The sequence below is a fragment of the Peribacillus sp. FSL K6-5616 genome, from assembly GCF_038008245.1.
Taxonomy (GTDB): domain Bacteria; phylum Bacillota; class Bacilli; order Bacillales; family DSM-1321; genus Peribacillus; species Peribacillus frigoritolerans.
Genome location: NZ_JBBOYT010000001.1, coordinates 2,566,418 through 2,578,807, shown reverse-complemented (window position 1 = coordinate 2,578,807; position 12,390 = coordinate 2,566,418). Strand labels below are relative to the sequence as shown.

The window sequence follows — 12,390 nt, the reverse complement described above, 5'->3', positions numbered from 1 at the left end:
TCTATGAAAATTACAGACTTGTTAAAATTGGATACAATCATAATCAATCTGCAAAGTGTTACAAAGCAAGCAGTCATTGATGAACTATCAGGAAAGTTAGCCGAGGCAGGCAGGTTAAATGATGTGGATGGTTTCAAAGCTGCCATCTTAAAACGTGAAGAGCAAAGCACAACCGGGATTGGTGAAGGGATAGCCATACCGCATGCAAAAACAAATGCTGTAAAGATACCTGCCATCTGTTTCGGCAAATCGGTCAGTGGTGTGGATTATGAATCGCTTGATGGACAGCCGGCCCATTTGTTCTTTATGATTGCAGCCAGTGAAGGAGCGAATGCAGATCACTTGGAAACCCTTTCCCGCCTTTCATCATTACTGATGGATGATAAATTCAGGGCCCGATTGATTTCTGCTTCTTCTGGTGAGGAAGTGTTGGATATAATCAATCAAAAAGAAATGGAAGCTTATGAAGAAGAAAGTGAAGAGCAGCAATCGAGCAATGGTGCCAGCGGTAACGATAAAGGAGGCAAAATCCTTGCCGTTACAGCTTGTCCAACAGGAATTGCCCATACTTATATGGCTGCCGATGCGTTAAAGGCCAAAGCGAAGGAAATGGGAATCGATTTCAAAGTGGAAACAAATGGTTCCACAGGAATCAAAAATGGTTTAACCGCCGCAGAAATTGATGAGGCGGATGCCATTATCGTTGCTGCCGATAAGCAGGTTGAAATGAATCGTTTTAATGGAAAACATGTCATTATTGTCCCTGTTGCCCATGGGATCCGGAAGACCGAGGAACTGTTAACCAGAGCCGTGAATCAGGATGCACCTGTTTACAATGGAACTGGAAATGATAAAAATGATGAAGGTGAAACAGCTAAAGGAGGATTGGGGATTTACAAGCACTTAATGAATGGCGTAAGTAATATGCTTCCATTTGTCGTCGGGGGCGGAATCTTGATTGCGCTTTCTTTCTTTTTTGGAATCGAGGCAGCCGATCCGGCAAATCCGGATTATAATCCCATTGCCAAAGCATTAAGTGATATTGGCGGGGGAAATGGTGCCTTCTTCTTACTTGTCCCAATACTCGCTGGATTCATTGCATCAAGTATAGCCGACCGTCCAGGTTTTGCCCCTGGTATGGTAGGGGGATTATTGGCAGCACAGGCTAATGCCGGTTTTCTTGGCGGACTGATCGCCGGTTTCCTTGCAGGTTATGTCGTCTTACTATTAAGAAAATTGTTTTCCAAATTACCGCAAACACTTGATGGCATTAAACCGGTGTTACTCTATCCTGTATTCGGGATGTTAATTACTGGGTTTATCATGATATTTCTCGTAAATGAACCAGTAACTGCAATTAACACGGGCCTGACCAATTGGCTGCAGGGCTTATCCGGCACGAACGCAATATTCCTCGGCTTGATTCTTGGGGGTATGATGGCTGTGGATATGGGTGGCCCCTTAAATAAAGCGGCATTCACTTTTGGGATTGCAGCCATTGAAGCATCAAGTTTCGGACCGCATGCTGCAGTTATGGCTGGTGGCATGGTTCCTCCTCTTGGAATCGCACTTGCAACTACATTCTTTAAAAGTAAATTCAGTGAAATGGAAAGGAAATCCGGCTTCACTAATTACTTCATGGGTGCTTCGTTCATTACAGAGGGAGCCATTCCTTTTGCGGCGGCGGATCCATTGCGGGTTATTGTCAGCAGTGTTATTGGGTCAGCGACGGCAGGAGCGCTGTCAATGGCTTTTAGTGTAACATTGCCAGCGCCGCATGGGGGTATATTCGTCATCCCCCTAGTCAACCATCCTTTCCGCTATCTGCTGGCGATTTTAATAGGAGCCCTCATTACCGCTTTAATATTGGGATTCTGGAAAAAGAAACAGAAATAAATATACTACAAAGGCGGGTCCGGGATAAATGGACCCGCTTTTTATTATTTCCATTCCAATATTTCGATCCGGTTGCCGAAGGGATCGGATAAATATATATGGTTCGCACCGGGCAACCTTCCATCTTCTGTAAAAGAAATATGCTTAGTCATTAAATGTTGTTTAAATTCGTTGAGATTTTCAACTTCAAGTGCTGGGTGCGCTTTTCTTGCGGGAATGAAATGATCCTCCGTTCCGACATGAATCTTGATCGATCCCGATTCGAACCATAACCCGCCATTGGAACTTAATGACGGAGGCTTTTTCACTTCCCGGAACATTAGTATCTCAGTGAAGAACTTCCTTGATTGGTTCTCGGTATTTTTAGGAGATGCTAATTGGTAATGGTCGATTGACTTAAAAATGAAGTTCATCTTGCAACCCCTCCCAATTCCTTATATATCCAATTTTAAAAAGATCAATAAGGATAGATTATTTTTTTAATTGCCATCGATAAGATTTCCTTATGTTTAAGTCGTGAATGGTTTAAGAAAGCATAAATTTTTATGTTTATGGGTAAAGGAGTATTAAAATGAACAAAAGGAGTGAATGTACATGCTGAAGAAAAATACCTTAAAAACTGTGAAAAGGGATGATATGATAGATGTTACGACAGAAGTACAGGCATTCATCAAGGAAAAGGGGATTCAAGAGGGGGTAGCTCTTATATATTGTCCACATACGACTGCAGGGATCACGATCAATGAAAATGCTGACCCCGATGTCAAAAAGGATATATTAAGAAGACTGGATGAGCAATACCCATGGAATCATACATTGGATTTACATATGGAAGGAAACACGGCTGCCCATTTGAAATCAAGTACGGTTGGTTCTTCACAACAGGTGATCATCCATAAAGGGAGCTTAGTCCTTGGTACTTGGCAGGGTGTGTATTTTTGTGAATTCGATGGTCCCAGAGAAAGGCAATATTTTATTAAATTATGTGTCGACCAGTAAAATGGAAGGTACAGCATGGATGAAGTGGGAGGAAGCGGATTGGATGATGTTCGGATTGAAGGAAGCAAAGTCATATTGAGGAATGTTAAACAAGCCGATTTAAAACGTTTATGGAGCCTGAAATATGGCGAAACCGATCCGGAATGGAAAAAGTGGGATGCACCTTATCTCCCTCTTGAACTCATTGATTTCCATACGTTTATCGATAAAGAAACGAAGCATAAAACCTATGATGAGAAAATCGGGGCTTACTCCGAGCTATTAATGGAAAAAAACGATCAAATTATTGGATCTGTTGTATATTACTGGGAACATGAACCTTCACGCTGGCTTGAAATCGGAATTACTATTTTCGATCCCAAGTATTGGAATGGCGGTCATGGAACAGAAGCATTAATGATGTTCATTGGGTATTTATTCGAAAACCTGGAGATTGAGCGGGTTGGACTTACAACTTGGTCAGGTAATGAACGTATGATTGCAGTTGGAAAAAAGGTGGGCATGCAAGTAGAGGGAAGAATGAGAAAATGCCGCTATCATGATGGTTATTATTATGATTCAATCAGAATGGGAATGCTGCGGGAAGAGTGGGAATCATTAAAATTCCGAAGGTAAATGGAACTGAGAAAATTTTTCCTTCATTTCCTTGGAAAAAATTTAGCACTGTTTTCTCCCATATGGTCTGTTATCCTAGGAAGGTGCTTAACGAGGAGGTAACAGGATGAAATTATCAGTATTAATATCCGTGATAATGACTCTAAGTGTCATCGTACTTGGTATAGCTTTTCCTAAGGGAACGACAAGTAAAGCTTCTGATGGGGCAACCAAACATGTCATTAAACAAGGTGAATCGATATGGGATATCGCAAAGCAGCACGGTGTTCCGATCGGTAAGTTAAAAGAAGTCAATCATAACGTAAATAATGTTGCCGAACCTGGTAAAACATTGATTATTCCGCATGTAATGAATGATAAAGATAAAGAATTATTAGCAAGGCTTGTGCATGCAGAAGCCAAAGGGGAACCATACAGAGGAAAGGTCGAGGTGGCGGGAGTTGTTTTGAATCGCCTTGATAGCAATGAATTCCCTGATACGGTCCGGGAAGTGATTTATCAAAAAAACCAATTCTCGCCTGTTGGTGATGGCAGTATTAACAAACCGGCAGGAAATGATGCAAAAAGAGCTGTCAATGAAGCATTGGCTATTCATGGCTACACAAATGATGCCTTGTATTTTTGGAATCCCAGTATTTCGGACAGCGAATGGATGAAACAATTAGAAGTAATAAAAATTATCGGCGGACACCATTTTGCCATATAAACTGCATCTCAAGAACCGGCTTTCCAAATGGGGAGCCGGTTCTTTTATTTTAGAATACGGTTAACCGATATCAGCCCACATTTCGCGGGGATTCAGTTCATAAATGCTGTTTTCGCGGTACATGATGCTTCCGATAATGAGTTCACGTCTTATCGTTGCGTAATCATCATGGAAAGACTGGATGAATTCATTCAGTTCCTTTTCTGGATATTTACGTCCCTTTTCCAGAAGGCTTCCAATATGATGAAGTACGATCATTTTCTTTTTTCTCTGTGCTGGTATGGTTTTTAGTCGACCATCTGGTGTAAAAAAGTTTTCAAGGATCTTTTTATGTTCTAAAATCAGCTTTTGATTATCCATTTTATTGGAGTCCCCCTTAGTTGAAACCATTTTAGGCAATGCTGACGAATAATGCTTCAGGACATCTTCATTCAAAAAATAATAGACCGTATTTTTTTCCCTCCGATCCTTCACTAAATTAATGTCTTTCAATTTCGATAAATGGTGTGAGATGGTCGGAGCCGTCAATTTTAGTATTCCCGCAAGTGCTTGTCCGTGTTTTGGACCGTTTGCCAGGATGGATATTATCCTGATTCTTGTCACATCACCAATCGTCTTGTGGAAAGCGACCAATTTTTCTAATTGCACTTTTATCCCCCTTTTTAATTAGATTATCATCTAATTAGATAATAATCTAATTAGTGGCAGTTAATCAAGTTACTATTCACTTTTCTATATTGCTTGGAAGATCTGATGTATACTTTAGGGAATACTAAAAAAAATAATCCGGAATTAAGGAGCTGTAACATGGCCAATACTCATGTATATACAAAAAAAGAAGAAGTGGTCAATGCGATAACCCACGGTGTCGGCGTTTTGTTGAGTATTGCCGCACTTGTGTTTTTAATCTTATTCTCAGCCCAAACAGGATCGCCTTGGAATGTAGTCATTTCGGTCATATATGGTGTTTCCATGCTTCTTTTATACGTCTCTTCCACTTTAGTGCATAGTTTTCCAGAAGGTAAAACAAAGGATATATTTGAAATCTTTGATCATTCAGCCATATATATATTCATCGCAGGAACATACACGCCCATCATGCTTCTTGTGATCAAAGGGTCACTAGGCTGGACCCTGCTGGGTATCATTTGGGGAGTTGCAATCATTGGCGTCGTCTTCAAAGCTTTCTATGTGAAAAAATTCCTCTTCCTTTCGACGATTCTTTATATTGCCATGGGGTGGATGATCGTTATCGTTTGGGGACCCCTTACAGCTACGATGCCTGCAGCGGGTATTCAGTTACTGATTGCAGGGGGATTGCTTTATACGTTTGGAGCCATCTTTTATGTTTGGCGCGGTTTTCCGTTCCATCACGCGGTTTGGCATGTATTCGTGCTTGGGGGAACTGCCACACACTTTTTTGCGGTATTGTTTTATATCCTTCCACAATGATCACTTGGCCGATTTGATGTATTTAGGAGAGTGGTTCAGGTTTTAAATGACCCTTATGAGGAAATAATTAAGGTATACAAAGTAAAGGAGGAAAAAACCAATGAGAAGATCAATCAAAATATTATCAGTGCCGTTTGCCGCTATGCTTGTTTTGGCTGGTTGCGGCGAAGAAAACGATGAAGTGAAAAACCCGCCGGTTCAGGAAAATGAAAATCAAGCGGAAAATAATCCTGAAACAGGTACGGATAATAATGAAAAACTGCCTTTCACATATAAGGATTTTCAATTAGAAGTGGATTATACCGGAAATGATAACGAATACGAAGCTGAATATGATACAATGGGAGCTCAAACAGAAGCTTCGATCGAGGACAAACTTAACAAACACGAAGTTTACGGTGATGAAGCAATGAAAGAATTGACCCCGATTCTAGAAAAATTGACATTCACTAAAGATTCAACAGATGAAGAAGTCATTCAAGAAGTGACAAAAGCTTTTAATTTGAAGGATGACTATCAAGAATTTGATTTAGAGGTCGTTTTCGAAGATAGTACGAAAAAAGAATATAAAGTGAATAATAAGTAACCAAAATACGTTACTTTATTCCACATATTCATATGTGCCGACAATAGTTGTCAAATTACTGTTCCTATAGTAAAATGATTAAGGTTAGCAAAGGGGATAATATACATTTGCTATTCATATTCGGACTTATGGGGATAGGACCGCAATAAACACTTGCAAAAAAGATTCTTTTTTAAGAGTCTTTTTTTTTTTGCAGTGATCTGGAAGTTGAATATAGAAGAAAAGAGAGGATACCACAAGCGGTACCCTCTCTTTCATTTACCCATCATTGGGAAATTGGTGCATTTTTTTTAGGCAGCATATTAGCCGACGCTAACCTTGAACGGATCGTGATGCCAAGCCAGGATGCAAGGAATGCCTTTAAAACGCCTACGATTATAAATGGTGCAAAACCGCTGGCAAATGCCACTGGCCAAGATAATGAACTCATATATTTTAACCAAACCGTACCGATTACCAAAGTAATTATCATCCCGATTGTATTTGCAACGAAAGCCATTGCAACTGAGAAACGGGTTTTTTCCAATATCAGACCCGTTATATATACTGTCGGGATATAGGATAATAAATAACCGCCAGTCGGACCGAATATCTTAGCTAGTCCCCCAGACATTTCAGCGAAAACCGGTACTCCCGCTGCCCCTATGAACAAGTATAATAAAACGGAAGAGGTTCCATAACGTGAACCCAGTATCGTTGCTGCCAGTCCAACAGCTAGAGTCTGACCTGTAATCGGAACTAAGGGCAGAGGAATTGTAATTTGGGCAAGTATCCCTATAAGTGCTGCAAATAATGCTGTAACCATCATCATTCTTAACTTCTCATGACGCTCCTTCATCGTGCTTCCTCCCTTTATGTAAACCTCATGTTATAACGAGTTGACATATAAAGAATTTTAATATGTTAAGTAAACACTGTCAATGGTATTATGCATTTTATTTCAATAATGGTCCTAGAGAATACAGGGTTTTCCAAGGGTAAATTCAAAACTTGGAAAATAAATGAAACTTTTTGAATGCATCATTCGTATGAATGGTAAGCGAAGTAAATGGAGGGGATTATAACCATAGATTAATAATGTTGGTAAAACGCTTATCCTGGGCCATTAAAGCAGTATGCGGCTTGGAAAAATCGAATTTAAAGGATGAAAGAGATGGAGTTATTTGGAGTTCCATTAGAAACAGTCTATTTATATGGATTATTTATATTCGGGGGGCTAACATTCTTATTTATTTTGTTTAATGATATATTTTCCGGCCTTGAATTACCTGATATATTTAATCCTACGCTCATTTTTAGCTTTTTGACCGTGTTTTTTGCAAGTGGTTTTTTGCTTGAATCGCTTTCAGGGCTTAATGCTGGATTGTGTGCCGGCATTTCCCTCATCATCTCATTTACCATCGTAACTTTACTGAATGTATTTGTTTTGATTCCCATTTCATCAGCGGAAGAAAGTTTGACATTTCATGATAATGACCTAAGAGGAAGGGTCGGCAGGGTTCTCACATCAATTCCTGTTGACGGGTTTGGGGAAGTCCTGATAGAAAGCATCAGTGGAAGCATCGCAAAAACTGCGGCCAGCTATAAGAATGAAGGAATTGTTTCGGATACAAAGGTCTTGATCATCGAAGTGAAAAATGGGGTTGTCTATGTTATGCCCCACCAGGATTGAAAAAAAGAGTAGGAGGTAAGGTATGTTTGATTTGATTTGGATCGTTGTCGCCATTGTTGCAGTTTTACTTATCGCACTTATTGCTGTCTTTGTTACGAAATATCGCACCGCTGGTCCTGATGAGGCATTGATCGTAACCGGAAGTTACTTAGGAAGCAAAAATGTTCACATTGACGAATCAGGAAATAAAATTAAAATCGTCCGCGGCGGGGGGGCTTTCGTTCTCCCGGTATTCCAGCAAGCGGAGCCACTGAGCTTATTGTCGAGCAAGCTTGAGGTTTCAACTCCGGAAGTATACACAGAACAGGGAGTTCCAGTCATGGCAGATGGTGTATCGATCATCAAGATTGGCGGTTCAATCACCGATATAGCCACAGCGGCAGAGCAATTCCTTGGTAAATCGAAAGATGACCGTGAACAGGAAGCGCGGGAAGTATTGGAAGGGCATCTTCGCTCCATCCTTGGTTCGATGACCGTCGAGGAAATTTATAAAAACCGTGAAAAGTTTTCCCAGGAAGTACAAAGGGTAGCCTCGCAGGACTTAGCTAAAATGGGACTCATTATCGTATCGTTCACGATTAAAGATGTTCGTGATAAAAATGGATATCTTGAATCGCTCGGAAAGCCAAGGATTGCCCAGGTGAAGAGGGATGCCGATATAGCTACCGCCGATGCCGAGAAAGAAACGCGAATCAAGCGAGCCGAAGCTTCGAAGGAAGCGCAGCGTGCCGAACTTGAAAGGGCAACCGAAATAGCCGAAGCCGAAAAAATCAACAAGCTAAAGGTTGCGGAATTCCGGCGTGAACAGGATATTGCCAAGGCACGGGCTGACCAAGCTTACGACCTTGAAACGGCCAGATCTAAACAGGATGTAACCGAACAGGAAATGCAAATCAGGATCATCGAACGGCAGAAGCAAATTGAGCTGGAGGAAAAAGAAATCCTTCGCCGTGAAAAGCAATATGATTCCGAAGTGAAGAAAAAGGCAGATGCCGACCGTTATGCGGTAGAACAGGCAGCCTCCGCCAACAAGATGAAACAGATTACAGAAGCGGATGCCGATAAGTATAAAATTGAAGCCATGGCAAAAGCGGAAGCGGAACGCGTTCGCATGGACGGTCTTGCTAAAGCGGACGCCCAAAGGGCACAAGGTACGACAGAAGCGGAAATCATCAGGTTAAAAGGGGTAGCAGAAGCAGAAGCCAAGCAGAAGATAGCTGAAGCATTTGAACAGTTCGGGCAAGCCGCCGTAATGGACATGATTTTGAAAATGCTGCCGGAATATGCAAAACAAGTGGCAAGCCCGCTTAGTAATATCGACAAGATCACTGTAGTGGACACAGGTGGAAGCGGTGCGAATGGCGGGGCTAATAAAGTGACTGGATATGCAACGGATTTAATGGCATCCTTGCAGGAGTCATTAAAAGCATCTTCGGGAATTGATGTCAAAGACTTGCTTGAGAATTTCTCAGGAAAACGAAATTTACCATTCACCACCATCAGCCAGGAGAATGTCGAAGCGAGCATGAATATGGCAGCAAGTAAGGAAGAGTAACGATTAAGGAAATACATGGTAAATTATACTGATATTAAATCTGAGGTTATTGGACTTACTAATAGAGAATAAACAACCAAGGATGATTGGTTGTTTATTTTTTTGCTTTTTAAGCCTAAATTCGTTTTAAATGTTTGAAACCGATATTTGGATGTACATAATACTTAAACTTAGTAACGTATTTAAAGACAAGTCTTTTCTTTAAACCTACTTAGTCAACGTATTAAAATCAACATATGCAGAGTAATCTCGTTTTATTTTTGCTAGGTAGGATGCTTTGTTGAATGCAAAATCATACATTTTATCGACAAAATAAGATTCATCATCGTAAATGACACTATCAGCAATATAATATTCACAATATGGGGGACATCTTGAAGGTGCCCTCCTGGCAGCTGATCAGGCAGTTTTTGAAATCACTAATCTAAAAAACAGACCTTAATAAAGGTAACTTAACATTCTATTAAACAATTAACTATTTTATTTTTTATCTTATTTTCAAAAACTAAACTGTAGGAGCTAATATGTGATGAAAATGATGAAAGCTATACAGATTCCGTCTAAAGGCGAATGAATTATCTGTATTAGAAGCAGCACCACTTATGTGTCCTGGTGAAACAACGTTTAGTGCATTAAGAAACAGCAAAGCTCTGCCTGGCGATCGTGTATGTCTCCAATAATCCATAATAAATATTTTTTAATTTTTTTTAAATTCTGAATTATTTGTTGAAATATATATTGGAAGGTGCTTTAATAAATGTAAGAATATAACTTATCGGATATGTGATGTCTGAAAGGATAGAGGGTGGGTGTGTAAATGTGGGGAAAATATTCACCAAGAAAGTATCGGAAACAGTAGAAGAAGAAATAGAAAAGATGATTGAGTCTGGCAAATTCCAGTCAGGTGAAAAGCTACCTTCCGTTAGGGAATTATGTGATTTATTCGGTGTTGGACGTTCCGCTGTCCGAGATGCAATCACTACACTTAAAGGAAAAGGTACTGTTTACGTGAAACAAGGGGAAGGTACATACATTTGCGAATTTGATTCCACAAAATTGTTTACCAACCATATGTTAATCCCCAGCTGTGAAGACATAAAAGACTTATTTCAAGTCAGGAAAATATTGGAGACAGGCATTGCGGAAATGGCTGCTTCCAATCGGTCGGTACAAGATTTGGTACGTATGGAAGAAATCCTTTCAAACCTCTGTATCAATGGCTGGGAAGGGGACTACCACTTTCATATGGCGATTGCTAATGCGACAGGAAACAAAAGCCTGATCCAATTAGTGCAAACCATTTCAACCGCCATGAAGAAGGCAATGATTGATTTTCACAGGTATATTCAAGAGAATGAGAACATCGTAAAAACGATGGATGAACAACATGATAAAATCTATGAATCAATAAAGATGGGGAACCCTATAAAAGCTAATCAGTCGATGATTAACCACCTACATTATGTTGAAGAAATTTTGCAAAACAATATTTTACAAAAGGTATGAAGTTTAAATGTTTTTTTTTGCATCAATATAGAAACGATGTTGGTTATTACGAAACAAAAAGGAGGCGTGGGTTTTGATCGTAGTGGATCTTCTATCAGATTTAAAGTCATTTTTACCTGATGTGCAACTAGTTGATGGGAAAAACCAAAGACATCCACTTGGGAATGGTGGTCAGGTATCGGTTTACCCGAAAACAGAGGGAGAAATAGCAAGTATTTTAAAGTATGCAAACGATAAAGGAAAAAAAATAACGGTGGTAGGAGGCGGAACCAAGAGAGGTTTTGGAGGATTGATTGAAACAGCTGATATCTTACTCTCATTATCGAAATATAAAGGAATTGTCAAACATACTGTAGGAGATATGACATTAACGGTCAAAGCAGGTACTTCATTTAAAGAATTGCAAGAATATTTGGCACAACATAATCAGAAGGTTTCGCTGGACCCTGTATGGCCTGAAGATGCGACAATTGGCGGAATCATCGCTTCAAATGAAAGCGGTCCCAAAAGATTGGGTTATGGTTCTTCCAGAGATGTGGTAATAGGACTTCGCTTGGTTTACCCGGATGGCAGTATCATAAGAGCTGGGGGAAATGTAGTAAAGAATGTTGCTGGGTACGATATGAACAAACTTTTTATAGGATCGATGGGAACACTTGGTATTTTATCTGAAGTGACTTTGAAGCTTAGACCAATACCAAAGTACGAAAGCCTTGGACTGTTAGTGTTTCCCGATGGAAATCTCGAAGAAGTTCGGTCACTAGCAGTTAAGTTGTTGGATTCAGTGATGGAACCAATCGCTTTGGAACTGCTAAATCCTGCTTTGTCGGAAAGGTTAACGGGTCAAAACGTTTATACCTTAGCAATTTCATTTGAAGATGTGGAGAGCTCTGTTCATTACCAGGAGGATTTTGTAAAGAACATCCAACCTTCTAACGCAAAAATGACAGTGCTTTCACAAAATCAGGCACAAGCTTTTTGGGAAAAATTTTATTCGATTTCTCCAAATGGAGCAACACTTGCTAGTGGAAATCAGATAGAAGCGGCATTGAAAATAGGCGTTGTTAACTTAGATGTTTTGAAGGTCATTAAAGAAAGCCACATTTTACATCACTCTAGTACTCTTACAGTAGAAGCACATGGTGGACTAGGTCATGGAATATGCCAGGTTAACCTAAAGGGAACTGAAGATGAAGAATTAACACAGGTAATAGTAAAGCTCAGAAAATCCGTCGAAGCATTGGGTGGTTATGTGATTGTGAAGCATCTGCCTTTAACGCTCCGTCAGCAAATTGATGTATGGGGTGAAAAACCATCACATTTCTTCTTGTTAGAAGGAATTAAAACAAAGATCGATCCTAATAGAGTACTTAATAATAAAAGATTCGTGGGAGGGATTTAAT

At 40.0% G+C, this 12,390-nt stretch carries 13 protein-coding genes; 10 read left to right on the top strand and 3 right to left on the bottom strand.

Features of this window, described 5'->3' with window-relative positions:
* The first annotated feature begins 3 nt into the window (after window positions 1–3).
* A complete protein-coding gene (locus MHB45_RS12295) occupies window positions 4–1,896 on the top strand; it encodes a PTS fructose transporter subunit IIABC (RefSeq protein WP_048679992.1) in 1,893 nt (630 codons plus the stop codon).
* 44 nt (window positions 1,897–1,940) lie between these two features.
* On the opposite strand, the gene MHB45_RS12290 is transcribed toward MHB45_RS12295, so the two are convergent.
* Window positions 1,941–2,309 carry a VOC family protein gene (locus MHB45_RS12290; RefSeq protein ID WP_048679990.1) on the bottom strand — a complete coding sequence of 123 codons (369 nt, stop codon included), beginning with the start codon at window positions 2,307–2,309 and terminating at the stop codon, window positions 1,941–1,943.
* A gap of 181 nt (window positions 2,310–2,490) precedes the next feature.
* Here MHB45_RS12290 and MHB45_RS12285 point away from each other — a divergent pair, with 181 nt between their 5' ends.
* The 3 genes from MHB45_RS12285 to MHB45_RS12275 all read left to right on the top strand — a co-directional run bounded on the left by MHB45_RS12285 (window position 2,491) and on the right by MHB45_RS12275 (window position 4,216).
* Window positions 2,491–2,895, top strand: coding sequence for a secondary thiamine-phosphate synthase enzyme YjbQ (locus MHB45_RS12285; RefSeq protein WP_048679988.1), 405 nt, complete (start codon window positions 2,491–2,493; stop codon window positions 2,893–2,895).
* 39 nt (window positions 2,896–2,934) lie between these two features.
* Window positions 2,935–3,510, top strand: a complete 576-nt coding sequence (locus MHB45_RS12280; RefSeq protein WP_048680011.1) for a GNAT family N-acetyltransferase — start codon at window positions 2,935–2,937, stop codon at window positions 3,508–3,510.
* 106 nt (window positions 3,511–3,616) lie between these two features.
* Window positions 3,617–4,216 carry a cell wall hydrolase gene (locus MHB45_RS12275; RefSeq protein ID WP_052137268.1) on the top strand — a complete coding sequence of 200 codons (600 nt, stop codon included), beginning with the start codon at window positions 3,617–3,619 and terminating at the stop codon, window positions 4,214–4,216.
* Window positions 4,217–4,276: 60 nt separating this feature from the next.
* Here MHB45_RS12275 and MHB45_RS12270 read toward each other — a convergent pair whose 3' ends face one another.
* Window positions 4,277–4,864, bottom strand: a complete 588-nt coding sequence (locus MHB45_RS12270) for a DUF2087 domain-containing protein (RefSeq protein WP_048679985.1) — start codon at window positions 4,862–4,864, stop codon at window positions 4,277–4,279.
* A gap of 159 nt (window positions 4,865–5,023) precedes the next feature.
* On the opposite strand from MHB45_RS12270, the gene trhA reads away from it, so the two are divergent.
* Both trhA and MHB45_RS12260 read left to right on the top strand, forming a co-directional pair.
* Entirely contained in the window at window positions 5,024–5,668 is a 645-nt protein-coding gene (trhA, locus tag MHB45_RS12265) for a PAQR family membrane homeostasis protein TrhA (RefSeq protein ID WP_048679983.1), read from the top strand.
* 100 nt (window positions 5,669–5,768) lie between these two features.
* Window positions 5,769–6,254 (top strand): YusW family protein, encoded by a 486-nt coding sequence (locus tag MHB45_RS12260; RefSeq protein ID WP_048679979.1) that lies wholly within the window; start codon window positions 5,769–5,771, stop codon window positions 6,252–6,254.
* Window positions 6,255–6,519: 265 nt separating this feature from the next.
* Here the strand turns inward: MHB45_RS12260 and MHB45_RS12255 are convergent, their stop codons facing one another.
* Window positions 6,520–7,092: a biotin transporter BioY gene (locus MHB45_RS12255; RefSeq protein WP_048679976.1), complete on the bottom strand. Its 573-nt coding sequence runs from the start codon at window positions 7,090–7,092 to the stop codon at window positions 6,520–6,522.
* Window positions 7,093–7,407: 315 nt separating this feature from the next.
* Here MHB45_RS12255 and MHB45_RS12250 point away from each other — a divergent pair, with 315 nt between their 5' ends.
* The 4 genes from MHB45_RS12250 to MHB45_RS12235 all read left to right on the top strand — a co-directional run bounded on the left by MHB45_RS12250 (window position 7,408) and on the right by MHB45_RS12235 (window position 12,389).
* Window positions 7,408–7,926, top strand: coding sequence for an NfeD family protein (locus MHB45_RS12250; RefSeq protein WP_340907892.1), 519 nt, complete (start codon window positions 7,408–7,410; stop codon window positions 7,924–7,926).
* Window positions 7,927–7,948: 22 nt separating this feature from the next.
* Window positions 7,949–9,481 (top strand): flotillin family protein, encoded by a 1,533-nt coding sequence (locus MHB45_RS12245; protein ID WP_048679968.1) that lies wholly within the window; start codon window positions 7,949–7,951, stop codon window positions 9,479–9,481.
* An 819-nt stretch (window positions 9,482–10,300) separates the two neighbouring features.
* The gene (locus tag MHB45_RS12240) at window positions 10,301–10,987 is read left to right on the top strand and encodes a FadR/GntR family transcriptional regulator (RefSeq protein ID WP_323066380.1); all 687 of its coding nucleotides are present in this window, start codon (window positions 10,301–10,303) and stop codon (window positions 10,985–10,987) included.
* Window positions 10,988–11,060: 73 nt separating this feature from the next.
* Window positions 11,061–12,389, top strand: a complete 1,329-nt coding sequence (locus MHB45_RS12235; protein ID WP_202187378.1) for an FAD-binding oxidoreductase — start codon at window positions 11,061–11,063, stop codon at window positions 12,387–12,389.
* Window position 12,390 lies beyond the last annotated feature (1 nt).

Excerpts from the sequence above, each read along its gene's own strand:
- MHB45_RS12295 (WP_048679992.1), top strand. The coding sequence starts at position 4 with ATGAAAATTACAGACTTGTTAAAATTGGATACAATCATAATCAATCTG.
- MHB45_RS12290 (WP_048679990.1), bottom strand. The coding sequence starts at position 2,309 with ATGAACTTCATTTTTAAGTCAATCGACCATTACCAATTAGCATCTCCT.
- MHB45_RS12285 (WP_048679988.1), top strand. The coding sequence starts at position 2,491 with ATGCTGAAGAAAAATACCTTAAAAACTGTGAAAAGGGATGATATGATA.
- MHB45_RS12275 (WP_052137268.1), top strand. The coding sequence starts at position 3,617 with ATGAAATTATCAGTATTAATATCCGTGATAATGACTCTAAGTGTCATC.
- trhA (WP_048679983.1), top strand. The coding sequence starts at position 5,024 with ATGGCCAATACTCATGTATATACAAAAAAAGAAGAAGTGGTCAATGCG.
- MHB45_RS12260 (WP_048679979.1), top strand. The coding sequence starts at position 5,769 with ATGAGAAGATCAATCAAAATATTATCAGTGCCGTTTGCCGCTATGCTT.
- MHB45_RS12255 (WP_048679976.1), bottom strand. The coding sequence starts at position 7,092 with ATGAAGGAGCGTCATGAGAAGTTAAGAATGATGATGGTTACAGCATTA.
- MHB45_RS12250 (WP_340907892.1), top strand. The coding sequence starts at position 7,408 with ATGGAGTTATTTGGAGTTCCATTAGAAACAGTCTATTTATATGGATTA.
- MHB45_RS12245 (WP_048679968.1), top strand. The coding sequence starts at position 7,949 with ATGTTTGATTTGATTTGGATCGTTGTCGCCATTGTTGCAGTTTTACTT.